The following is a 22,402-nucleotide window of genomic DNA, read 5'->3' as shown; positions in this document are numbered from 1 at the left end:
TGGGCGCATCGATGAGGCGCACGAGGTCGCCCAACTGCTGCTCGGCCGCGGCCGCCAGCAGCCGTGCGGCCTGGTCGGCGCCGCCAGCGAGATACAGGCCGGCCGCGAGGTCGACGTATTCGAGGGCGGCCGACAGCCGCTGCAGGTCAGGGTTCGACATGGCGGGCAAGTCTAGGTTGTGTACAGGGGCAACGGGCGGCCAAACTTCACACTCCATTGTTTATGCTGGCCCCACAAGGAGTGCCCATCATGCTCGATCGTCGCCACCACCTGCAGCAGCTTGCTGCCCTCGCCGCCGCCACCGCCCTGCCCGCCTTCGCCGCGGACGACAAGGACGGCACATACGACGAGGATTCCATCCTGAAGGCCGCCACCGATTTCTTCGGCCAGACCACCGAAGGCCTGGCCAAGGTCATCGAGAAGGCCTTCAAGGAGCAGGGCCGTCCCAACGCCTATGTGAAGGGCGAGGAGGCCTCGGCCGCCATCACCGTGGGCCTGCGCTACGGTGAGGGCGAGCTGCTGATGAAGGGCGGCGGTTCGTCCAAGGTCTACTGGGCCGGCCCGTCCATCGGCTTCGATCTGGGCGCCAACGCATCCAAGGTCTTCACGCTGGTCTACCACCTGCCCAAGGCCAGTGCCATCTACCAGCGCTTCCCGGGCGTGGATGGCAGCCTGTACTACATCGGCGGCGCGGGCATCAACTACCAGCGCCTCAAGGGCATCACCCTGGCGCCCATCCGCCTGGGCGTCGGCCTGCGCGCGGGCGCGAGCGTGGGCTACATCCACTACCGGCGTGAGAAGAGCATCAATCCGTTCTGACCCGGGCGGCGTGCCGCCCGTCTCTGCGCTCCATCAAGGCGCGCCGCGAATCTGGCTGGCAAGCTCGCCACTCGCCGTGGCAAAGGCGTAGACTGTAAATTCATCCAGTATTCGAGACCCATCGTGAGCACTACCGCCGATCTGCCCGTGCAGGACATCTCCAGCGAAGTCCTGATCGAGAAATACGCCAAGGGCGGCGAGCAGACGCCCGATGAGCTGCGCGAGCGCGTGGCTCGCGCGCTCAGTGCAGCCGAGAAGCCGGCCGAGCGTGCGCGCTGGGCAGCCGCCTTCCTCGAGGCGCAGCAGCGCGGCTTCGTGCCGGCCGGGCGCATCATGTCCGCCGCCGGCACAGAGCTGTCTGCCACGCTGATCAACTGCTTCGTGCAGCCGGTGGGGGACTCCATCGCCACCGCCGAGGATGGCGTGCCCGGCATTTACACGGCGCTGACCGAGGCGGCCGAAACCATGCGCCGTGGCGGCGGCGTGGGCTACGACTTCAGTCGCATCCGTCCGGCCGGTGCCTGGGTGGGCTCGACACGCAGTCATGCCTCCGGCCCCATCAGCTACATGCGCGTGTTTGACCGCAGCTGCGAGACGGTGGAGAGTGCCGGCAGCCGCCGCGGCGCGCAGATGGGCGTGCTTCGCTGCGACCATCCCGACATCGAGGCATTCATCCACGCCAAGGACGAAGGCGACCTGCGCAACTTCAACATCTCCATCGGCGTGACCGACGTCTTCATGGAGGCCGTGCAGGCCGATGGACAGGTCGAGCTGGCGCACCGCGCCCAGCCCAGCGCAGAGCAGATCGAAGCCGGGGCCTACCAGCGCGGTGATGGCCAATGGGTCTACCGCAAGGTTCGCGCTCGCGAGCTGTGGGACCAGGTCATGCGCTCCACCTACGACCATGCCGAGCCGGGTGTGCTCTTCCTGGACCGCATCAACGCCGACAACAACCTGCACTACTGCGAGACCATCGCGGCGACCAACCCCTGCGCCGAACAGCCACTACCGCCTTACGGCTGCTGCTGCCTCGGTTCCATCGACCTGACGCGTTTCGTGCGCGACCCCTTCAGCGCCAAACCCACGTTTGACGAGGTCGGTTTCGCCGAGGTCGTGGCCGTGGCCACGCGCATGCTGGACAACGTGCTGGACGTGACCCCCTGGCCGCTGCCAGCGCAAGCCGTGGAGGCCAGCAACAAGCGCCGCGTGGGCCTGGGTTTCACTGGCCTGGGGGATGCCCTGGTCATGCTCAACCTGCGCTACGACACGCAGGAGGCGCGCGACATGGCCAGCCGCATCAGCGAGGTCATGCGCGACTCGGCCTACGCGGCCAGCAGTGACTTGGCCGCCGAGCGCGGCAGCTTCCCGCTCTTCAACGCCGACCTGTATCTGTCCGGCGGCAGCTTCGCGTCACGCCTGCCGCAGGGGCTGAAAGACAAGATCCGTAGCCAGGGCCTGCGCAATTCACACCTGCTGTCCATTGCGCCCACCGGCACCATCAGCTTGGCCTTCGCCGACAACGCGTCCAACGGCATCGAGCCCGCTTTTTCGTGGGCCTACACGCGCAAGAAGCGCCTGCCGCAGACCGAAGGCGGTGGCTTCAAGGAGTACCAGGTCGAGGACCACGCCTGGCGCCTGTATCGCCATCTGTTCGGTGCCGACGCGCCGTTGTCCGACGCCTTCGTCACCGCGCTGGAGCTGAGCGCGGCCGACCATGCAGCCATGGTCGCGGCCGTCGCGCCCTACATCGACACGTCGATCAGCAAGACCGTCAACGTGCCGGCCGACTACCCCTACGAGGACTTCCAGAACCTTTACGTGCAGGCCTGGCAGAGCAAGCTGAAGGGCCTGGCCACCTACCGGCCCAACAGTGTGCTGGGCTCGGTGCTCAGCGTGACGCCGGAGGTCAAGCAGCCCGAACCCCTTCGCCCGGATTCAGGGACGGAACTGGAAGGTGCCAACCAGCGCCTGAAGCTGGAGCGCCTGCCGCAGGCCGTCGTCGCCTCGCTGCGCTGGCCCAGCCGGCCCGAGATGCCCGGCGGCAACCCGGCCTGGAGCTACCTGATTCAGCACCCTCACGGCGACTTCGCGCTCTTCATCGGTGAGTTGCCGCTGGAGGGGCCGGATGCCGGCCTGTTCGGGCGCAACCTGCCCTTCGAAGTCTGGGTCAACGGCGCCGAACAACCGCGCGGCCTGTCTGCGCTGGCCAAGACCCTGTCGACCGACCTGCGCACCAACGACGCCGCCTGGCTGCGCCTCAAGCTCGACGCGCTGGCGACCGTGGCCGAGGAGCGCGCCTTCGAGATGCCCATGCCGCCCGGCGGTGAGCTGCGCCTCTTCCCGGGCGTCGTCGCCGCGACGGCGGCCGTCATCCGCTGGCGTTGCGAGCAGCTCGGCGCCCTCGGCGAGGGCGGTGCCACGCCGGTCGTCGATGCGATGTTCAGTCGCAACGAGCCACGCACCGGCGTGTCCGGTACGCTGGCCTGGGCAGTGGACGTGGACAACCCCGCCACCAACGAGCAGTTCACGCTGACGCTGAAGGAGGTGGTGCTGCCCAGCCCCGACGGTGGCAGCGTCACCCGCCCTTGCGCGATGGGTTTCTCAGGCAACTATCCCAAGGCGCTGGACGGCCTGGCGCGCCTGCTGTCGTTGGACATGCGTGTCATGGACCCCGGATGGATAGCGATGAAGTTGCGCAAGTTGCTCAACGTCGGCGAGCCGCTGGGCCATTTCATGGCGCCGGTGCCCTCGCTGAACGGTGAACGTCGCCAGCAGGTCTGGCCGTCGACGGTGGCCTATGTCGCCCGCCTCGTCATCCACCGCTACGCGATGCTGGGCATCCTCGACGAGGAAGGCCAGCCGCTGACCGACATGGGCCTGCTGCAGACGCCCACTCCCAAGCTCGCGGCCGCTGCAGGTGCGCTGCAGGTGCAGGCCGGCAAGCCCTGCCCCGAGTGCGGGAACTCCACCATGATCCACAAGGATGGGTGCGATTTCTGCACGGCCTGCGGGTACGTGGGGCAGTGCGGGTGATGATCTTTGCCGTTGAAACTGAGGCGCGTTCCTTGTCCGCCTTTGCCTCGGCCGAGGAGGCCATACGGCACTGCAAAGGGCTGGACGTCGAAGCGGCGGTCTGGTTGTTCTGGGACGACGCGGGCCAGCCTCTGGAGGCCGACTTCTCGGTGCCCAACAAGCGAGGACTCTTCCGAGCCACCCACGGTGTCTACTCGCTTGTGGCGGCGTCGCCAGATCACCATGCGCCTCTCATCGAGGCCCTGGACGAGGTGGTGAGTTTCGCGGGGCCCGCGCCGTTCGATGCTGCTGCGGGGGTTCTTGCCCACTTGCGGTCAAGGCGCTGATCCGTCGATCAACCGCCTCAGCCACGGCCTCAACCCGAACATCACCGCGCCGGTGACGAGGCTGCCCACGGCCAACTGCGTGAACAGCGTTGCATAGGCGGCGTTGGTGGTCAGCGGCGACCCGTCCACCGGCTGAGCCACGACGCCAGAGAAGTCGCCTGCGAACAGCGAGGCCAGGCCGGTCACCAGCATCCAACTGCCCATCATGACGCCCTGGTACTGCCGAGGGGCCAGCCGTCCGATCATGGCGTAGCCCACCGGCGAGATCAGCAGCTCGCCCACGCTCTGCAGCACGTAGCTGAGGAACAGCCAGAAGAAGTCTGCGCGCCCGGAGGCCGGGTCGGCGAGGTGGATGCCCAGTGGGAGCGCAAGAAAGCCCAGGCCCATCAGCACGAGGGACGCCGAGAACTGCATCGGGATGTCCACAGGCCACCCCTTGGTGCGCCAGCGGGCGAACACGGCCGCCAGCCAAGGGCCGCCGATGACGATGACGACCGTGTTGATGTTCTGCACCCACTGCGGCGCGACCGGCACGCCGCCGACGTTCATCCAGACGTTGCCTACCGCGTACATCTGCAACCCGCTGGGCGCCATCTGGTAAAGCGACCAGAACACCAGCGATCCCAGGGTGAGCACGAGATAGGCCTGCATGCGGCGCTTCTCCGCGGGCACGGGATGGCGCAGGGTCATGACCAGCAGCGCGACACCCACTGCCGCGCACAGTCCCTTCATGCCGATGGCCGTGTCGCCGGGGTGCTGCAGCAGCCAGGCCAGCAGCGGCACCAGCCCGACGAGCACGGCGATACCGATGGCGAAGCGCCCCCAGAACCCTGCGCCGCTGCGCTGTGACAGCGGGGTGTCACGATCCGCCAGCGTGCGCCAGAACACGAGTGCCAGCACGATGGCCATCGCATTGCCCAGCGTCGCGAACCAGAAGATGGTGCTGTACAGCTCGTCCAGCTGGTAGTGGCCCGCCACCGTGAAACCGATGAAGAAGCCCACGTTCATGCCCGCGTAATTCCACAGGAAAGCGGCCTCGCGGCGGTCATCCTCCGGCGTGAAACGCTGCGTCAGCATCATGTTCAGGCAGGTCACGTTCAGGCCGCTGCCGGTCAAGAACAGCGCCAAGCCCCAGTACAGGCCGGCCAGGCTGCCGCCCGCGATGGCGCCGCAACCCAGCACTTGCAGCCCCATGCCGCCGACGAAGAGGTTGCGATTGCTCAGGTAGCGCCCGCCCAGATAGCCGCCGAACAGGTGCAGCCCGTAGTTGAAGGCGCCGAACAAGCCCATCATCAGCGCCGCGCTCTCGCTGCCGAAGCCCATGCGGCGGGTGGCGTAGAGCACCAGCGTGGACTGCAGCACCGCGAAACCCAGCGTCGCGAAGACCTGGATCATGAACAGCACGGCGGATCCCTCGGGAATGCGTGCCTGGAGTTGTCGGAGTCGGTTCATGGGGCGCAGATTGTCCGGTCTCCGTGTGCCGCCCCTCGGCCTGCGCATGGCGCCCATGTGAGCTACCGCCCTGGTCGAGGGCAGTGCCTGTCGTGCGCCCGGGCGGTGGCCGGCGCGGAAAATCGATGGCGAGTGCCGTAAAAAAATGCGCACGCTGCGGCACATCTGGTGTCGGGCTTGGTGTTTCTGGCGGGCAAAGTCGCGCCTCGCTCAAGGCCAGCGCCAGCTGGCCCGCGTCTTGCTCGGCCTGCAGCCGGGTCCCAGGCGCCCCTTCCCATCGCCCCACAAGGGCTTACTGAGATGAGGTTCAGATGTTCTTTCTATCCAACCTTCGCATTGCCAGGCGTCTCGCGCTGGCCTTCGGCATCTGTGTCGCGCTGCTGTGCGTGGTCAGCATGCTTTCGGCGACCTCGCTGTCGACGATCAACGAGTCCCTCAGGCTGATCACGGCCGACCGGTTCGTCAAGGTTCAACTGGTCGGCTACGTCAAGGACGAAGTCAACCTGCAGGCCCGCATCGCACGCAACCTGCTGATCTTCGACCACCCCCAGGACCGCGCGCGCGAACTGCAGCAGATGGAGGCGTCGCGGGCGAAGACCGGACCGATCCTCAAGCAGCTCGACGACATGATCGAAAAGTCAGGTGCTGGCTATCAGAAGCTCGGGGAGGTGGTCCGGACGCGAGATCTGTTCGCGACCGAACTGGAACAACTGCTCAAGCTGGTGCGTGACGAGCGGCCGGACGAGGCCCGCAGCCATTTGACGGAACGCATGCGGTTGGCCCAGTTGGACTACCTGAAGATGCTCGACCAACTGGCCGGCCATCAGGGAGAGTTGATGAAGCTGGCGGCCCGCGAGGCGGACGAGCTGGTCTCGGCCAGTCGCATGGAGGTGCTCGTGCTGACCGTGCTGGCGGTCATGGCGGCAGCCACCTTCGCCTGGTGGGTGGCCCGCTCGATCACGCGCCCGTTGCAGGCGTCGGTGCAGGTGGCCGAGGCCGTTGCCCAGGGCGACCTGGGATCGCGCATCAGTGCGACCACACGCGACGAGACTGGCCAGCTGATGAGCGCACTGGCGCGCATGAATGCGCAGCTCGTGGACATCGTCAGGCAGGTGCGTGACAGCTCGGAGTCCATCGCCACCGGCACCGGCGAGCTCGCCACAGGCAATGCGGACCTGAGCCAGCGTACCGAGGAGCAGGCCAGCAACCTGGAGGAGACGGCGGCGACGATGGAGCAGTTGACCGCGACCGTGAAGCAGAACGCAGAGACCGCGCGTGCCGCGACGGAAATGGCCGCGGGCGCGATGGACGTGGCCGCGCGAGGCGGCGAGGTGGTGGGCCGAGTGGTGCAGACCATGGACCGCATCAGCGAGGCGAGCCGTCGCATCGCCGACATCATCGGCGTCATCGACGGCATTGCCTTTCAGACCAACATCCTGGCGCTGAACGCGGCTGTCGAGGCGGCGCGGGCCGGCGAGCAGGGCCGCGGCTTCGCCGTCGTGGCCGGCGAAGTGCGGCTGCTGGCGCAGCGCAGCGCCGAGGCGGCCAAGGAGATCAAGACGCTGATCAATGCCAGCGTCGAGACGGTGGAATCCGGGGGGGCATTGGTGGCCAATGCCGGTCGCACCATGAACGACGTGGTGCAGCAGGTGCACCAGGTGCATACGCTGATCGGCGAGATCAGCGCCGCCAGCCTTGAGCAGAGCGCAGGCATTGACCAGGTGGGTGACGCCGTCATGCAACTTGACCAGGTCACACAGCAGAACGCCGCGCTGGTGGAGGAGGCCGCGTCCGCGGCCGACAGCCTCAAGCAGCAGGCTCAGCGGCTCAATGAGCTGGTCGCGACCTTCAAGCTGTGAAGTGGCCGGGCCGCACTGAGCGGTAGACCGTGCTGCGGTCGGGCCGGCTCAGCACCAGTTGCCACAGCTGGCCCTGACGCGAGCGGAAGAAGCCCGCGCAGCTCAGCAGGTAGTAGCGGAACATGCGGCGGAAGGCTTCGTCATAGTGGGCCGCGAGCTGCGGCCAGGCGGCCTCGAATCGATCGGCCCAGCACATCAGCGTGCGGTCGTAGTCGGGGCCGAAGTTGTGCCAGTCCTCGATGATGAAGCGGCCCTCCAGCGCACCGCTGAGCTCGGTGGGGGAGGGCAGCTTGCCGTTGGGAAAGATGTAGCGTTCGATCCAGGGATCGGTATGCGGCGCGCGGCGGTCCACGCCAATGGAGTGCAGCAGGAACAGGCCTTCGGGCGCCAGCAGGCGGCGCGCGGTGTCGAAGTAGGTGGCGTAGTTCTTCAACCCCACGTGCTCGAACATGCCCACCGACACGATCTTGTCGAAGCGGCCCCGCAGCGAACGGTAGTCCTGCAGCAGCAGCGTGACGGGCAGGCCGGCGCAACGCTGCTCCGCCAGCGCCAGCTGCTCCTTGCTGATCGTCACGCCGGTGACCGTCACACCGTGCTGCTCGGCCGCGTAACGCGCCAGGCCGCCCCAGCCGCAGCCGATGTCCAGCAGCGTCTCGCCAGGCCGAAGTTCCAGCTTGCGGCAGATCATCGCGAGCTTGTGCTCCTGGGCCTGATCCAGGTCTTGCGCATGCTCCCAATAGCCGCATGAATAGATCATGCGCGAGTCCAGCATGGCCTCGAAGACATCATTGCCGACGTCATAGTGGCGCTCGCCCACCTGATGGGCGCGGGCCACGCTCTGCAGGTTGAACATGCGCTGGCGCAGGCTTTCGAGCAGCAGCCCGAGTCGGGCCGCGGGCGGCGCCGTCCGGTCAAGGTCCGTGCGCAACAGGCGCTCGAACAGCATGTCCAGGCGCTCGCAATCCCAGTCGCCGTCGACGTAGGCCTCTCCGGCCCCTAGCGACCATTGCGTGAGCAGCCGCCGATAAAGGCGCGCGTGGTGCACGCGCATGTCCCAGGGCCGCCCGCCGTTGAACTTCACGTCGGCGCGTGCCAGCATCTGGCTCAGCACGGCCGGCGGTTCGAGTTTGAGGGCGGGCAGGGACAACATGCGCGGCGGCTCTCGAAGTTGCGGTCAAGTTTGCCTGTGCCTGCCCGTCCCTGTCGTCGCAAGTTGTCAATGTCCCCGATAGCGGCAGTGCATCAGCTGCCAGGCAGGCCCCAGCCAAACGGGTCATCTGGCGCGATCACCAGCGTTGCCTCGGCGCTGATGAAGGCGCGGCTGCGGATGGTCGGCACAATACTCGCTCCCTCTGTCTCGTACCAGCCCTCAAAGACGCTGCCGATGACGCTGGCCTGGCGCCAGACCTCGCCGGCCGCGAGCTTGCCTGCTGCGGCCAGGCAGGCCAGCTTGGCGCTGGTGCCGGTGCCGCACGGCGAGCGGTCGTACTGGCCGCCCGGACAGAGCACGAAGCTGCGCGAGTCGGCCAGCGCCGGATCAGCGTCGGCAAACAGCTCGATGTGGTCGATGAGGGCGCCGTCCGCGCCGCGATGGCCCTGTGCGTGCAGCGCCTGGCCCAGCATCGCGGCATAGTCGGTCAGCCCGGCGACATGGGCGGGCGAGATGGCCTGGCCATGGTCGGCGCAGAGAAAGAACCAGTTGCCGCCCCAGGCGATGTCGCCGCTCACGGTCTGGCCGGTCGGCAGGGCCACGTCGACGCCGGCAGCCAGGCGGTAGGCCGGCACGTTGCGCACGCTGACCCGACCGTCCGCATGCAGCGTGGCGCACACCTGGCCCACCGGCGTCTCGATGACATGCTCGCCCGCGGCAATGCGGCCCAGGTGTGACAGTGTTTCGATCAGCCCGATCGTGCCGTGGCCGCACATGCCCAGGTAGCCGGTGTTGTTGAAGAAGATGACGCCGGCGGTGTGCGCCGGGTCCTGCGGCTCGCAGAGGAGGGCACCAACGAGAACTTCGCTGCCGCGCGGCTCCAGCAGCGTCGCGCGGCGGTAGGCGTCGTGGTCGCGGGCGAGCCGCCCGCGACGCTCGGCCATCGTGCCGTGACCGAGATCGGGGAAGCCGCCGATGACGACGCGCGTGGGCTCGCCGCCCGTATGGGAGTCGATGATCTGGATGCGCTTCATGCGACGGAGCGGCAGTGCTCGGGCCGTGTGGCCAGCGCGGTCTTCACCAGCGCTTCGACGCGCTCGCGCTCGGCGCCGATCAGTGGCAGCCGAGGGCGACGCATGTGCTCGCTGCCTACCCCCACGAGTGCGTCGATGAGCTTGAGGTTCTGCACCAGCTTGGTCGAAACGTCCAGGTGCAGTAGCGGCGTCATCCAGCGGTAGATGGTGCGTGCCTCGTCCCAGCGGCCGGCTTGCATGAGGTCGAAGAGGGCGACGGTCTCGCGCGGGAAGGCGCAGCCCACGCCCGCCAGCAGCCCGTCGCAGCCCAGCGCCAGACCCTCGAAGGCGAGGTCGTCCACGCCCATGAAGAGCCGGTAGCGATCGCCCAGCAGGTTGCGCAGGTCGGTGATGCGGGTGACATCGCCGCTGCTCTCCTTGATGGCGGCGACGTGCTCGCAGTCGGCCAGTTCGGCGAAGTGCTCAGGCTTCAGGTCCACGCGGTAGGCCACCGGGTTGTTGTAAACCATCAGCGGACGCTGGGCGGCCTTTGCAAAGGCGCGCACGTTGGCCATGGCCTCGCGCGCATCGGCCACGTAGATGACCGACGGCATCACCATGTAGCCAGCGACGCCCAGCGCATTGGCGCCCTCGATGAAGCGCAGCGCCTCGCGCGTACTCGTCTCCGACACCGTGGCTAGCACGGGCACGCGGCCTCCCGAGGCATCCAGCGCGCAGCGCGCGACCGCGAGCTTCTCGTCCAGCGCCAGCGTGCTGGCCTCGCCCAGTGAGCCGCAGCAGACGACGCCGTGGATGCCGTTGCGGATCTGGAAGTCGATGTGGCGTGCGGTGCCCTCGAAGTCGAGGCTCTCGTCCGCATGGAACTTGGTCGTGACGGCGGGGTAGACGCCGCGCCAGGGTACGGTCTGCATCACTGGGCTCCTCATTGAAGGCCCCATGTTCGCTCAATCGGAAGATTGCGGAAGGTGGCGGAAGGAGGCGGAAGTTGGCCCGCTCGGCGTCTGCTGACCCAGCAACAGGGCCCTCCGGGCCTGTCGGAGCCGCGGTCGGCTCGGACGGGTCATGTGGACAGCGTGACCGGAGCCCGGACGACGACGGTACCTCGGTCGTCGCGGCGAGCCGCCCGCGCTCCCGGTCGGACTGTCATCCGCGTCGCTCCCCGTGACGCGGCGGCAACACACCGTTGCCGATGCCAGGCCGTGTTGGCGGGGTCAGTCTGTGCCATTCTGTCGGCATGGCGCAAGACCCCTCCTGCATTTGCGCCGCGGCCAGCGACGGAGTGTGGGCATGGGAACCGAGACGAATCTGAGCGAAAAGGTGCTGGCCCTGGTGGTTCAGCCACCCGAGTCCGGCTGCACGCCCAGTCCCCGGCCGCGCGATGCTGCGGAGCGCGTCATCGACGGCGCGGCGAGCAAGGCAGCGCTGGCCGCCGGTACGCTGGCCCTACCGCCAGGCCCGCTGGGCTGGGCCACCATCGCGCCCGAGATGCTGGCCGTCTGGCACATCCAGCGCCAGTTGGTCGCCGACATCGCGGCTCTCTATGGCCGCAGCGCCGAACTCGGCCCGGCGCAGATGCTGTGGTGCCTGTTCCGCCACACCGCCGCGCAGGCGCTGCGCGACCTGGGGGTACGCGTGGGGGAGCGTGTCATCGTGCGCCCGGCTGCCCAGGTGCTGCTGCAGCGCGCGGCGGAGGCGATCGGCCTTCACATCGGTCAGAAGGCCGCGAGCCGGACGCTGTCGCGCTGGGTGCCGCTGGTGGGCGCGGCAGGCGTCGGCGCCTATGCCTGGTGGGATACCCGTCAGGTCGGCCGCGCGGCACTGCAGCTGTTCGAGCAAGAGCAGGTGATCGACAACCCTGTGTAACTTGTGCAACGGGGCCTGGATACTCGGGCGATGCAATTGCCGCCCATCCTCGACATTGAAGCCTCGGGCCTGGGCCGCGGCAGCTATCCCATCGAGGTCGGCTTCGTCGCGGCGGATGGCGGGCTGTTCTGTGGCCTGGTTCTTCCCGAACCTGACTGGCAACACTGGGACCCCGCTGCCGAGGCCTTGCACGGCATCAGCCGGGAGCTGCTCCTGCGCCATGGCCGGCCCGCCGCGTGGATAGCCGAGCAGCTCAATGAACGCCTGGCCGGCCAGACCGTCTACTGCGATGGCTGGGGACAGGACTATCCCTGGCTGGCCCGCCTCTTCGATGCCGCGGGCCGGCGACAGGGCTTCAAGCTGGACGACTTGCGGCGGTTGCTCAGCGAGGCCGAGGCCCAGCGCTGGCGCGGCGTCACGGACGCCGTGCGCCGGCGCGAGCAGCTCACGCGTCACCGAGCGAGCAGCGATGCGCGTGTGCTTCAGCTGGCGCTGGGCGAAATCAAGAACGGCGTGGCGGCCTAGGGCTGGAACAGCCCGGCCTGTTGCTCGCGCAGCAGCTTCTTCTGCACCTTGCCCATCGCATTGCGCGGCAGCTCGGCCGCGACGATGACGCGCTTGGGCACCTTGAATCCGGCGATGCGGGACTTGAGAGTCTTGATCAGGGCCTCGGGGTCGGGCTGGTTGCCGCCGCGCGGCGTGACAACGGCCACGACGGCCTCTCCGAAGTCAGGGTGGGGCACGCCAATGACGGCTGATTCGCCGACGCCGGGCAGCTCATTGAGCAGGCCTTCGATCTCGGCCGGGTAGACGTTGAAGCCGCCGCTGATGATGAGGTCCTTGCTGCGGCCGATCAGCGTCAGGTAGCCGTCCGCCGCCACGCGACCAACGTCGCCGGTCTTGAACCAGCCATCGGCCGTGAACTCCTCGGCCGTCTTCTCCGGCATCTGCCAGTAGCCGCTGAAGACGTTGGGTCCGCGCACTTGCACGTGGCCGATCTCATCCGCCGCGCAGGGGGCGCCGTCGTCGTGGACGACGCGCAGCCCCACGCCGGGCAGGGCCGGGCCGACGGTGCCGCCGACGCGCTCGCCATCCTCAGGCCTGCAGGGGTTGGAGGTCAGCATCAGCGTCTCGCTCATGCCGTAGCGCTCCAGGATCAGATGGCCGGTACGGGCCTGCCACTCGCGCCAGGTCTCGATGAGCAGCGGTGCCGAGCCGCTGATGAAGAGGCGCATGTGGCGCGTGTCGAGACGCGGCTCCTGCAGCAGGCGCACGTAGAGCGTGGGCACCCCCATGAAGACGGTGGCCTCGGGCAGGCGGGCGGCCACGGCCGACGCGTCGAAGCGGTTGAACCACAGCATGCGACTGCCGTTCAGCAGCGCGCCATGCGAGGCGACGAAGAGGCCATGCACGTGGAAGATCGGCAAGGCGTGCAGCAGCACGTCGTCGGACCGCCAGTCCCAGAAGTCCTTCAGCGTCTGCGCGTTGGAGAGCAGGTTGCCATGGCTGAGCATGGCGCCCTTGCTGCGCCCGGTGGTGCCGCTGGTGTAGAGGATGGCGGCGAGGTCGCCCGCCCGGCGCTCAACCGGCTCGTGCTGGTCGCTCATCTGAACGGCGCGGTCCAGCAGCGTGCCGCTGCGGTCGTCGTTGAGCGTGAAGACCCAGCGCACGCCGTGCTGGAAGGCCAGCTTGCTGATCCAGCCGAAGTTGCGGCCTGCGCAGACGACGACGCCGGGCGCCGCGTCGGTGATGAAGTGCTCCAGCTCGCCGGCCTGGTAGGCCGGGTTCAGTGGCAGGTAGACGTAGCCGGCACGCAGCACGGCGAGGTACAGCAGCAGCCCCTCGACGCTCTTGTCCGTGTGAACGGCGACGCGGCTGCCCGCGGGCAGGTCGAGCCGACCCAGCCAGTTGGCCAGCATGGCGCTGCCGCGCTCCAGGTCGCGCCAGCTGTAGAGCGCGCCATCGGCGTCGATGGCGGTCGAGTCCAGGTCGGCCGGGAAGCCGGCACGCAGGGCGGAGTACAGGTTCATGCGGTCAATCCAGCTTGGCGCCCGAGCGCTTCACCACTTCCGCCCAGCGCTTGATCTCCGCGCTGACGAACTGACCGAAGGCATCGCCGTAGAGGTTGGGGGTCTCGGCGCCCAGGCCGTGCCAGATGTTGCGGATTTCGTCGCTGGCGTAGGCCTTGCGCAGCTCGGCCTGCATCGCTGCCACGGCCTCCCTGGGTGTGCCCTTGGGCGCCCACAGGCCGTACCAGGTCGACACCTCGTAGCCGGGCACGCCCGCTTCGGCAGTGGTCGGCACATCGGGGAAGCCAATGGCGCGCTTGGGCGCCGCCACGGCCAGCGCCTTGATGCGCCCGCCCTTGATGTGGGCTGCCGAGGAACCCAGCCCATCGAACATCAGGTCCACCTGACCTGCGATCAGGTCCTGCAGTGCCGGGCCGGCACCGCGATAGGGGATGTGGGTGATGAAGGTCTGGGTCTGCAGCTTGAACAGCTCGCCGGCCAGGTGATGGGACGTCCCGTTGCCGGCCGACGCGTAGTTCAGCCGACCCGGCTTGGCGCGCACCGTGGCCAGCAGGCCCTTGAGGTCGCCCACCGGCACCTGACCCGGGTGCACGACGATGACCTGAGGCACGCTGGCCAGCAGCGCGACGGGGATGAAGTCGTCCTCCAGCCGGTAGTCCAGCCTGGGGTACATGGACGGTGCGATGGCATGGTGCACGGCGCCCATGAAGAAGTTCGTGCCGTCAGCGGGCAGCTTGGCCGCGAGGCCTGCGCCCACGGTGCCGCCAGCGCCACCCTTGTTGTCGATGATGAGCTGGCGGCCCATCTGCCGGGTCAGCACTGCGGTCAGCGGCCGGGCGAAGGCGTCTGTGCCGCCGCCGGCGGGGAAGGGCACGATCCAGGTGAAGGGCTTGGTGCCCTGGGCCTGGGCCAGCCAAGGGCTGAGCAGGGCGGGCAGCAGCGTGCGTCGCTTCATCGGCTTGTCTCCGTCATTGTTGTGCGGCGATTATGGGCAGCGACTCAGGGCTGCAGCAAAGCCGTGATGCGGCCCAGCAGCTCCTGCCGGGAGAAGGGCTTGCTGAGGCTGTCGCAGCGCGCCTCGCTCAGAAACTGCCGGGCGATGGGTGACAGCGTGTCTCCGGTGACGAAAAGCATGCGCCGCGCAAGCGCCGGATGCCGGTTCTTGACCTCGCGCCAGAGCTGGGCCCCGTCGATGTCGGGCATGTGCAGGTCGCTGACGATGGCGTCGAAGCGAGCCTCGGCCAGCATGGCCAGCGCCACCGCGCCGGACTCGGCCGTCATGACCTCGTATCCGGCCCCGCCCAGCATCTCGCCTATGAGCTCGGCGATCTCCGCCTCGTCGTCGACGACCAGCAGGCGGGCGCTGCATTCGTCGCTCGCTGCCAGCGGCACCGGCTCGGTCTCGCCGCCCTCCGGCTCGCCGCTCACAGGCAACTGCAGGCAGAAGCTGGCTCCGCCATCGCCCCCCACCTCGTCCTGCACCGTCAGCTCACCGCCGTGCTCGCGCGCGATGGATCGCGACACGGCCAGCCCCAGGCCGGTGCCTACGCCCTCGCTCTTGGTCGTGAAGAAGGGCTCGAAGATGCGCTCGCGAAGTTCAGCCGCGATGCCCGGCCCGTTGTCACGCACGCGCAGCCAGACGCGCGGCGCGCGGCGGCGGTCGCCGTCGGTCATGGGCGCGACGCCGGTGGAGACGGTCATGCGGCGGCCGTGGTCACGCGCGCTCAGCGCCTGCTGGGCATTGACAATGAGGTTGAGCACGATCTGGCCGATCTGGTCGGCATCGGCCTTGACCGGCGGCAGGCCGGGCAGCAAGTCCAGTGTCACCGCGATGCCGTGGCTGCGCAGCACATAGCCCAGCATGTCCACGGCGGCCGCGGCGAGATCGTTCATCGCCACCTCGCTGCGGTTGGCTGGCCGGCTGCGCGCCATGTTCAAGAAGGTGCGCACGATGCGGCCGCAGCGCTCGGCGGCATCGAAGATGCGCTGGGCGTCGGCGGCACGCGGGTCGTCGCTCATCTTCTCGGCCAGCAGGGCCGCGCGGCCCATGACGATGGACAGCGGGTTGTTCAGTTCGTGGGCCACGCCTGCGAGCAGACTGCCCATGGCCGTCAGCTTCTCGCTCTGGCGCAGTGCCTCGCGCTGGCGCTCGATTTCGCTCTGCGCGGCCTGGCGTTCGGAGAGATCGAAGAGGGAGGCCGTGTAGAAGGTCTGGTCGGCGACGGCAGTGCGCCACAGCAGCATCTCGACGGGGAACTCCGTGCCGTCCGCGCGCAGGGCCGGCATCTCGACGCGTCGGCCCATGACGCGCTGCTCGCCGCCGGCTGTCACGCGGGCCATGCCCGCCTCGTGGGCAGCGCGCAGCCGCGGCGGGATCATGACCTCGGCCACCGAGCGGCCCAGGGCCTGCTCGCGCGCGATGCCGAACATCGCGGCCGCGGCCGGGTTGAACTCGACCACATGACCGGTCTCGTCGGTGGAGACCAGGGCGGCCATGGCGTTGTCGAAGATGGAGGACTTCAAGGCCTCGCTGGCTTGCAGCTCGGCAACCTTGGCCGACAGCGCGGCATCACGCTGCTTGAGCTCGGTGAGGTCCAGGCTCATGACGACCGTGGACTGGGGCGTCCCGCCCCGCACGTCCACCGGCACCAGGTGCTCGCGCATGTAGCGCCGGCCGGCGCCCGCGAGTTCGGTCCAGCCTTCCCACGCCACCGTCTGGCCGCTGGCCAGGCGCTCACGCACGGCGTTGTAGCCGGCGTAGGCGGACGGGCCGATGATGCGAGCGATGGGCTGCCCCAGCACCTGCTTGGGGTGCAGGCCGGTGAAGGCGAAGAACTCCTGGTTGGCCCAGGCGAAGCGCTCCTCGGCATCGATGACGACGACGCGCGCCGGCACGGCCTCAAGCAGCTGTGACAGCAGCGGCAGCGTAGCTTGCAGCACGCTGCCCAGATCGCCCACGCCGGCGCTGGGCGCGGGATGGAGATGGAAGGTCTCGGTCATTCGGCTCGCTCCCCTGAGGCGCGGCCGATGATAGTGACGCTCAGGCAGCGATGGGCTGTTCGTTCGCCATGGCGCCCTGCTGCATCGTGCGGGCGACATGGCCGTACATCGTCGTCCAGGCCTCGCGCACCTCGGCCGTGAAGCCATCGCCCAGGCCGGCGGCCAGGGTATCCAGCAGGGCCGCGCCGACGCTGGCGTAGTGTGCCTCGGCGACGCCGTAGCCGGCGTGCCGCTGGCCGAGCTTGAGCAGCACCGGGGTCAGCGACTGCGGGCGATCCAGCAGCTCGATGGCGGCGTCCAGCATCTGCATCAGTCGGGTGCCCTGTTCACGCATGTCGTTGCCGCGGAACAGGGCTCGCAGAGCCGGGTCGCGGGCGAAGAGCTGGGCGTAGAAGGCCTCGGCCACGGTAGCGGCCAGGGGCTTGAGCGGCTCGAAGCTGCTGCGAATGAGGTGGATCTGTTGTGGGGTCATGGCGTCACGCTTCGGAGTTGATGCGGAGTTGAGGATGTCGAGGACGTTGGGACGCGGCGTCAACGGAGGTAGGCGTCGGCGACCGGGGCGAACACGCACAGCAGCGGCAGGGCTGCGACGAGGCGTTCCAGCGGGTGCCAGCCGGATGCGGGCGGGGCGGGCTGTTCTTCGAGGTCTTCGGCGAAGGCCTCGCTGCGGAAGATGAACGCCGGGGTGTCCTGCCAGGCGTTGGTGGGGGTGTCGTTGCGGAAGTTCACGGCGGTCTCCGGTGGCAATGCCGCCACTGTCGGCCGCTGCGGTTTCAGTGCTGCTTCACGGTGCGGCGGGTGTGTTGCGTTTGTTTCAGCGCCACATCGCAAGGCCCGCGGCCTGCCTATCATTCGTCGCTATGCCGGACACCACCGCACCGCCCACCGTGCTGCTCGTCGACGATGAGCCGGAATTGCGCGCGTTGCTGGCCGAATATTTCGTCCGCAACGGCTTCACGGTCATGCAGGCCGAGAACGCGGCCTCGGCGCGCGCCCAGGTGGCTGAGCGCGTGCCCGACGTGGCCGTGCTCGACATCAACATGCCGGGTGAGAACGGGCTGTCGCTGGCCCGCGCTCTGCGCGAGAGCCATCCGCGCCTGGCGGTGCTGATGCTGACGACGGCGGGCGAGGCCATCGACCGCATCGTCGGCCTGGAGGTCGGGGCTGACGACTACGTCGCCAAGCCCTTCGAGTTGCGCGAGCTGCTGGCTCGCGTGCGCGCCGTGCTGCGCCGGCTGCAGGTCACGGCGGCACCGGCCGCATCTGGGGACCCGGAGCGCATCGCGTTCGGCCTTTGCGAGCTCGACATGGCGCGGCGCCAGCTCTTCGGCGCGGATGGCGCGGAGATCGACATCACGGCGGCCGAGTTCGATCTGCTGGCCTTGTTCGCTCGCCACCCCAACCGGCCGCTGAACCGCGACCAGATCATGGAGCAGGCCCACAACCGCGGCTGGGACGTCTTCGACCGCAGCATCGACCTGCGTGTCATGCGTCTGCGCCGCAAGGTGGAGCGCAACCCGGACAAGCCGGAAGTGATCAAGACCGTGCGGAACGTGGGTTACGTCTACGTGCCGGCTGTTTGAGCTGATCGGACGCTTGCTTGGCCCTCGGGAGACCGGCTGGCCTTGCCAGTGGTCAGCCGACGCGAGGCCGGGCGGGGGATGTCAGTGTTCCGGCAGCTTCAACCAGCGCTGCAGCCGCGTGCGCAGTGCGACGAAGTCCAGCGGCTTGGTCAGGTGCTCGTCCATGCCGGCTTCCAGGCTGGCGGCCACGTCGGCATCCAGCGCGTGCGCGGTCAGCGCAAGGATGGGGAAGGGCGGCAGGCGGCCCTCCCGTTGCTGGAGGCGGATCCGGCGGGCGCATTCCAGGCCGTCCATGCCGGGCATCTGGATGTCCATCAGCACCAGGTCGGGTGCGGTCTCGGCGCAGGCTGCGAGGGCCTCGATGCCGTTTCTGGCCAGGCGGGCCTGCACCCCCATCAGCGCAAGGAACTCCAGCGCGACGACCTGGTTGATGTGGTTGTCTTCGACAAGCAGGACCTGGGCTTGGCGCTGACCCCGGGAGACCCCACTCTCGTCGGGTTCAGGCGTGTCGACGCCTGCCCCATGGGCGGCGGCGTTCAGCCAGAACGGCACCAGCACCGGTGCTGGCTGGGGCAACCACGACTTGTCCATCCCGTGTCCTCGGTCAGTTTGTTTTTTTATTCAGGTCCCGCGTGGACCGTGAGCCATTGTTGCCGCAGCCGTCTCCTCGCGCAACCGCAGGGCCCCACAAATCCGTGGAGGCATGGCCGTTCGGCCGGCCCGAATCGACCGTCCATCATAGGTCGCGAGTGCTGACAGTTTTCGTCAACCTGTCTCCCTACACTGCTCGCCTTCGTCGTTTTGACCCCCACCCAGCAATGTCTGACGGTCTGATCCGCATCCGAGGCGCTCGGCAGCACAACCTCAAGAATCTCGACCTGGATCTGCGGACCGCGGAGCTGACCGTTGTCACAGGCCCGAGCGGCTCCGGCAAGTCCAGCCTGGTGTTCGACACCCTCTATGCCGAGGGCCAGCGACGCTATGTGGAGACCTTTTCCGCCTATGCGCGCCAGTTTCTGGATCGCATGGACCGCCCCGCCGTCGACAAGGTGGACGGCGTGCCACCCGCCATCGCCATCGACCAGACCAATCCGGTGCGCACCAGCCGCTCCACGGTCGGCACGATGACGGAGCTGAACGATCATTTGAAGCTGCTTTATGCGCGCGCGGCCGAGCTCTTTGATCGAAAGACGGCGCTGCCGGTCAGGCATGACACGGCGCAGAGCATTTATGCGGAGCTGATGGCGCGCGCGGCGCCGCAGAACCCGCGCATGGTGCTGAGCTTTCCGGTCGAGCTGCCGGCCAACACGACGGCCGAGCAGGTCCAGCAGTGGTTGTCCGCGAGTGGCTTCACGCGCGTGCAGGGCGAGCGCGACGTGGAAGGTAAGAAAGTGTTGGACGTGGTGGCCGACCGCTTCCGCATCCTGGGCGCCGACAAGCAGCGCGCGATGGAGGCCATCGAGCTCAGCCTGAAGCGAGGCGGCGGCAGGGTGAATGTTCACGTGGGTGACGACGGCGCCACGCTCTGGCGGTTCTCCACGGGTCTTCATTGCCCCGAAAGCGACATCCGTTATGCCGACCCGCAGCCGGCATTGTTTTCCTTCAACTCGGCCTTCGGCGCTTGCGACACCTGCCGCGGTTTTGGCCGCGTCATCGGTGTGGACCTCGGCCTGGTCATCCCCGACGAGCGCAAGACGCTGCGCAATGGTGCCATCAAGCCCATGCAAACGCCGGCCTGGAAGGACTGCCAGGACGACCTGCTGAAGTACGCCGGCGAGGCCGGCATCCCGCGCGACACCCCGTGGAAGGAGCTGAGTCCGGCCCACCGCGAGTGGGTCATCAACGGCACGCCCAACTGGAACGGCAACTGGAACAAGCAGTGGTACGGGGTCAAGCGCTTCTTCGACTACCTCGAGAGCAAGGCCTACAAGATGCACATCCGCGTGCTCTTGTCCAAGTACCGCAGCTATACCGAATGCCCGGCTTGTCGCGGAGCACGCCTCAAGACCGAGGCGCTGCTGTGGCGTGTCGGCAGCAAGGTGCTGGCCGATGCGGCACTTCCCGTTGCGCAGCGCTTCCTGCCGGTGGGCGTGGACTGGAGCCGCGAGCAGCTCGAGGCGCTGCCAGGCCTGTCCCTGCATGACCTGATGCAACTGCCCATCCAGCGCCTGCGCGACTTCGTCGACGGCCTGCAACTGCCCAGCACCATGCTGGACGAGGCGCTGAAGCTGCTGCTGGATGAGATCCGCCACCGCAGCCGCTACCTCTGCGATGTGGGTCTGGGCTATCTGACACTGGATCGCCAGAGCCGCACGCTGTCAGGCGGCGAGGTGCAGCGGATCAACCTGACGACGGCGCTGGGCACCTCCCTGGTCAATACGCTGTTTGTCCTGGACGAGCCCAGCATCGGCCTGCACCCCCGTGACATGGGGCGCATCAACCAGGCCATGCTGCGCCTGCGCGATGCGGGCAACACGCTGGTCGTCGTCGAGCACGACCCGGCCGTCATGCTGGCTGCGGACCGGTTGATCGACATGGGGCCCGGTCCCGGCGAGCGCGGCGGCCAGATCGTCTTCGATGGCACCCCCGAACAGATCCGCGCGGCCGACACGCTCACCGGCGCCTACCTCGGCGCGCGCAAGCATGTGGGCATGGGCTTGAAACGCCTCGTCGAGGAGAACACGCCTCGGCTCATCCTCGAAGGGGTGCGCGAGCACAACCTGAAGGACGTCCACGTCGAGTTCCCGCTGCAGCGCCTCGTCGTCGTGACCGGTGTGAGCGGCTCGGGCAAGAGCACGCTGATGCAGGACGTGCTCTATCCGGCCCTGGCGCGCCAGTTCGGCAAGGCCACCGAGGCGCCCGGCGCCCACGAGCGCCTGCTGGGCGCGGATCACCTGGCCGATGCGGTCTTCGTCGATCAGTCGCCCATCGGCAAGACGGCGCGCTCGAATCCTGCCAGCTATGTCGGCGCCTTCGACGAGATCCGCAAGCTGTTCGCCGACGCGCCGCTGGCCGTCGAGCGCAGCTACAGCGCCGGCATGTTCAGCTTCAATGCCGGCGATGGCCGCTGCCCGACCTGCGGTGGGTCAGGCTTCGAGCATGTGGAGATGCAGTTTCTCAGCGACGTCTACCTGCGCTGCCCGGACTGCGACGGCAAGCGCTTCCGCGCCGAGATGCTGGACGTCAAGCTCAGCCTGAAGGACCGCGACCTGAGCGTGTCCGATGTGCTGGAGTTGACGGTCGCCGAGGCCGTGAACCTGTTCGGCGACTACCGCGCCGTGGTGACCAAGCTGCAGCCCATTGTTGACGTGGGCCTGGAGTACGTGCGTCTGGGCCAGCCGGTGCCGACGCTGTCCGGCGGCGAGGCCCAACGTCTCAAGCTCGCCGGCTTCCTGGCAGAGGCGGCATCGAATCCGCGCTTTGGCGTCGCCAAGAAGGGCACGCTGTTTCTGTTCGACGAGCCGACCACGGGCCTGCACTTCGACGACATCGCCAAGCTGATGCGCGCGATGCGCAAACTGCTGAGCGCCGGCCATTCGCTCATCCTCATCGAGCACAACCTTGACGTGATCCGGGCCGCCGACTGGCTCATCGACCTCGGCCCCGAGGGCGGCGAGGGCGGCGGCGAGCTGATCTGCGTGGGTGCGCCGGAGGCCGTGGCCCAGCATCCGACCTCGCACACGGCCGCGGCCTTGCGCGACTACGCGCTGCATATGGACCGTCCGGCCGTGGTCGTGGAAGAGGGCCGGCCGCTGCAGTCCGTCGTGCGCGCGCGCCGCGCCGCCGACGAGGCCATCAAGATCGTCAACGCCCGCGAGCACAACCTCAAGGGCATGAGCGTGAACATCCCGCGGGGTAAGTTCAATGTCGTCACCGGTGTGTCGGGCTCGGGCAAGTCCACGCTCGCCTTCGACATCCTGTTCAACGAAGGCCAGCGCCGCTATCTCGAGTCGTTGAACGCCTATGCCCGGTCCATCGTGCAGCCGGCAGGCCGGCCCGAAGTGGACGCCGTCTGGGGCATCCCGCCGACGGTGGCCATCGAGCAGCGCCTGTCGCGCGGCGGCCGCAAGAGCACGGTGGCGACGACGACCGAGGTCTGGCACTTCCTGCGCCTGCTCTACGTGAAGCTCGGCGTGCAGCACTGTGTCAACGACGGTGCGCCTGTGCGGCCGCAGAGCGTCGAGAGCATCGCGGCCCAGCTGATGCGCGACTACCGCGGCCAGCATGTCGGCCTGCTGGCGCCGCTGGTCGTC

The 22,402-nt window shown here is 68.2% G+C and carries 18 protein-coding genes; 8 read left to right on the top strand and 10 right to left on the bottom strand.

All coding sequences use genetic code 11. The features are described 5' to 3' along the window. Positions 1-249 precede the first annotated feature (249 nt). From VGF12_RS17490 to VGF12_RS17480, 3 genes are all read left to right on the top strand, one after another. Positions 250-819: a DUF1134 domain-containing protein gene (locus VGF12_RS17490; protein WP_331177327.1), complete on the top strand. Its 570-nt coding sequence runs from the start codon at positions 250-252 to the stop codon at positions 817-819. A gap of 123 nt (positions 820-942) precedes the next feature. After that, on the top strand, positions 943-3,852 hold the full coding sequence (locus VGF12_RS17485) for an adenosylcobalamin-dependent ribonucleoside-diphosphate reductase (RefSeq protein ID WP_331177326.1): 2,910 nt from the start codon (positions 943-945) through the stop codon (positions 3,850-3,852). After that, on the top strand, positions 3,852-4,178 hold the full coding sequence (locus tag VGF12_RS17480; protein WP_331177325.1) for a hypothetical protein: 327 nt from the start codon (positions 3,852-3,854) through the stop codon (positions 4,176-4,178). The genes VGF12_RS17485 and VGF12_RS17480 overlap by 1 nt, the downstream gene beginning before the upstream one ends. Here VGF12_RS17480 and VGF12_RS17475 read toward each other — a convergent pair. Then, positions 4,167-5,630, bottom strand: coding sequence for an oligopeptide:H+ symporter (locus VGF12_RS17475; RefSeq protein WP_331177324.1), 1,464 nt, complete (start codon positions 5,628-5,630; stop codon positions 4,167-4,169). The two genes, VGF12_RS17480 and VGF12_RS17475, sit on opposite strands and share 12 nt — an antisense overlap. Positions 5,631-5,941: 311 nt before the next feature. Between VGF12_RS17475 and VGF12_RS17470 the strand changes: the two genes are divergently transcribed. Beyond that, complete coding sequence (locus tag VGF12_RS17470) at positions 5,942-7,489, top strand: methyl-accepting chemotaxis protein (RefSeq protein ID WP_331177323.1); 1,548 nt, start codon at positions 5,942-5,944, stop codon at positions 7,487-7,489. Here the strand turns inward: VGF12_RS17470 and cfa are convergent. The 3 genes from cfa to VGF12_RS17455 all read right to left on the bottom strand — a co-directional run bounded on the left by cfa (position 7,479) and on the right by VGF12_RS17455 (position 10,584). Further along, positions 7,479-8,639 (bottom strand): cyclopropane fatty acyl phospholipid synthase, encoded by a 1,161-nt coding sequence (gene cfa / locus VGF12_RS17465; protein ID WP_331177322.1) that lies wholly within the window; start codon positions 8,637-8,639, stop codon positions 7,479-7,481. The two genes, VGF12_RS17470 and cfa, sit on opposite strands and share 11 nt — an antisense overlap. Before the next feature lie 92 nt (positions 8,640-8,731). Then, complete coding sequence (locus VGF12_RS17460; protein ID WP_331177321.1) at positions 8,732-9,673, bottom strand: 4-hydroxyproline epimerase; 942 nt, start codon at positions 9,671-9,673, stop codon at positions 8,732-8,734. After that, entirely contained in the window at positions 9,670-10,584 is a 915-nt protein-coding gene (locus VGF12_RS17455; RefSeq protein WP_331177320.1) for a dihydrodipicolinate synthase family protein, read from the bottom strand. Before VGF12_RS17455 ends, VGF12_RS17460 begins: the two co-directional genes overlap by 4 nt. 376 nt (positions 10,585-10,960) lie before the next feature. On the opposite strand from VGF12_RS17455, the gene VGF12_RS17450 reads away from it, so the two are divergent. Together VGF12_RS17450 and VGF12_RS17445 are read left to right on the top strand one after the other, a co-directional pair. After that, entirely contained in the window at positions 10,961-11,536 is a 576-nt protein-coding gene (locus tag VGF12_RS17450) for a hypothetical protein (protein WP_331177319.1), read from the top strand. A 30-nt stretch (positions 11,537-11,566) separates the two neighbouring features. Next, positions 11,567-12,061, top strand: coding sequence for a hypothetical protein (locus VGF12_RS17445; protein ID WP_331177318.1), 495 nt, complete (start codon positions 11,567-11,569; stop codon positions 12,059-12,061). On the opposite strand, the gene VGF12_RS17440 is transcribed toward VGF12_RS17445, so the two are convergent. The 5 genes from VGF12_RS17440 to VGF12_RS17420 are packed head-to-tail and all read right to left on the bottom strand — an operon-like array spanning position 12,058 to position 17,295. Further along, on the bottom strand, positions 12,058-13,566 hold the full coding sequence (locus VGF12_RS17440; RefSeq protein WP_331177317.1) for a malonyl-CoA synthase: 1,509 nt from the start codon (positions 13,564-13,566) through the stop codon (positions 12,058-12,060). The two genes, VGF12_RS17445 and VGF12_RS17440, sit on opposite strands and share 4 nt — an antisense overlap. Before the next feature lie 4 nt (positions 13,567-13,570). Further along, positions 13,571-14,521, bottom strand: a complete 951-nt coding sequence (locus tag VGF12_RS17435; RefSeq protein WP_331177316.1) for a Bug family tripartite tricarboxylate transporter substrate binding protein — start codon at positions 14,519-14,521, stop codon at positions 13,571-13,573. Positions 14,522-14,565: 44 nt separating this feature from the next. Further along, positions 14,566-16,566 (bottom strand): PAS domain S-box protein, encoded by a 2,001-nt coding sequence (locus VGF12_RS17430; protein ID WP_331177315.1) that lies wholly within the window; start codon positions 16,564-16,566, stop codon positions 14,566-14,568. Positions 16,567-16,606: 40 nt separating this feature from the next. Beyond that, positions 16,607-17,038, bottom strand: a complete 432-nt coding sequence (locus tag VGF12_RS17425; RefSeq protein ID WP_331177314.1) for a globin family protein — start codon at positions 17,036-17,038, stop codon at positions 16,607-16,609. Positions 17,039-17,097: 59 nt separating this feature from the next. After that, on the bottom strand, positions 17,098-17,295 hold the full coding sequence (locus VGF12_RS17420; RefSeq protein ID WP_331177313.1) for a hypothetical protein: 198 nt from the start codon (positions 17,293-17,295) through the stop codon (positions 17,098-17,100). 131 nt (positions 17,296-17,426) lie between these two features. Between VGF12_RS17420 and VGF12_RS17415 the strand changes: the two genes are divergently transcribed. After that, the gene (locus VGF12_RS17415) at positions 17,427-18,149 is read left to right on the top strand and encodes a response regulator (RefSeq protein WP_331177312.1); all 723 of its coding nucleotides are present in this window, start codon (positions 17,427-17,429) and stop codon (positions 18,147-18,149) included. Positions 18,150-18,230: 81 nt separating this feature from the next. Here the strand turns inward: VGF12_RS17415 and VGF12_RS17410 are convergent, their stop codons facing one another. Then, on the bottom strand, positions 18,231-18,740 hold the full coding sequence (locus VGF12_RS17410) for a response regulator (protein ID WP_331177311.1): 510 nt from the start codon (positions 18,738-18,740) through the stop codon (positions 18,231-18,233). Between the two features lie 227 nt (positions 18,741-18,967). Between VGF12_RS17410 and uvrA the strand changes: the two genes are divergently transcribed. Further along, positions 18,968-22,402 (top strand): excinuclease ABC subunit UvrA (uvrA, locus tag VGF12_RS17405; protein ID WP_331177310.1); only part of this gene is annotated, 3,435 nt, incomplete at its 3' end.

The sequence above is a fragment of the Roseateles sp. genome, from assembly GCF_036404855.1.
In the GTDB taxonomy this organism is placed as follows: domain Bacteria; phylum Pseudomonadota; class Gammaproteobacteria; order Burkholderiales; family Burkholderiaceae_C; genus Pelomonas.
Note: the sequence above shows the minus strand (reverse complement) of the source record. Positions and strands in the feature narration are given on the sequence as shown.

Excerpts from the sequence above, each read along its gene's own strand:
- VGF12_RS17490 (WP_331177327.1), top strand. The coding sequence starts at position 250 with ATGCTCGATCGTCGCCACCACCTGCAGCAGCTTGCTGCCCTCGCCGCC.
- VGF12_RS17415 (WP_331177312.1), top strand. The coding sequence starts at position 17,427 with ATGCCGGACACCACCGCACCGCCCACCGTGCTGCTCGTCGACGATGAG.
- VGF12_RS17450 (WP_331177319.1), top strand. The coding sequence starts at position 10,961 with ATGGGAACCGAGACGAATCTGAGCGAAAAGGTGCTGGCCCTGGTGGTT.
- VGF12_RS17455 (WP_331177320.1), bottom strand. The coding sequence starts at position 10,584 with ATGCAGACCGTACCCTGGCGCGGCGTCTACCCCGCCGTCACGACCAAG.
- cfa (WP_331177322.1), bottom strand. The coding sequence starts at position 8,639 with ATGTTGTCCCTGCCCGCCCTCAAACTCGAACCGCCGGCCGTGCTGAGC.
- VGF12_RS17430 (WP_331177315.1), bottom strand. The coding sequence starts at position 16,566 with ATGACCGAGACCTTCCATCTCCATCCCGCGCCCAGCGCCGGCGTGGGC.
- VGF12_RS17425 (WP_331177314.1), bottom strand. The coding sequence starts at position 17,038 with ATGACCCCACAACAGATCCACCTCATTCGCAGCAGCTTCGAGCCGCTC.
- VGF12_RS17445 (WP_331177318.1), top strand. The coding sequence starts at position 11,567 with ATGCAATTGCCGCCCATCCTCGACATTGAAGCCTCGGGCCTGGGCCGC.
- VGF12_RS17470 (WP_331177323.1), top strand. The coding sequence starts at position 5,942 with ATGTTCTTTCTATCCAACCTTCGCATTGCCAGGCGTCTCGCGCTGGCC.
- VGF12_RS17460 (WP_331177321.1), bottom strand. The coding sequence starts at position 9,673 with ATGAAGCGCATCCAGATCATCGACTCCCATACGGGCGGCGAGCCCACG.
- VGF12_RS17435 (WP_331177316.1), bottom strand. The coding sequence starts at position 14,521 with ATGAAGCGACGCACGCTGCTGCCCGCCCTGCTCAGCCCTTGGCTGGCC.
- VGF12_RS17410 (WP_331177311.1), bottom strand. The coding sequence starts at position 18,740 with ATGGACAAGTCGTGGTTGCCCCAGCCAGCACCGGTGCTGGTGCCGTTC.
- VGF12_RS17480 (WP_331177325.1), top strand. The coding sequence starts at position 3,852 with ATGATCTTTGCCGTTGAAACTGAGGCGCGTTCCTTGTCCGCCTTTGCC.
- VGF12_RS17475 (WP_331177324.1), bottom strand. The coding sequence starts at position 5,630 with ATGAACCGACTCCGACAACTCCAGGCACGCATTCCCGAGGGATCCGCC.
- VGF12_RS17440 (WP_331177317.1), bottom strand. The coding sequence starts at position 13,566 with ATGAACCTGTACTCCGCCCTGCGTGCCGGCTTCCCGGCCGACCTGGAC.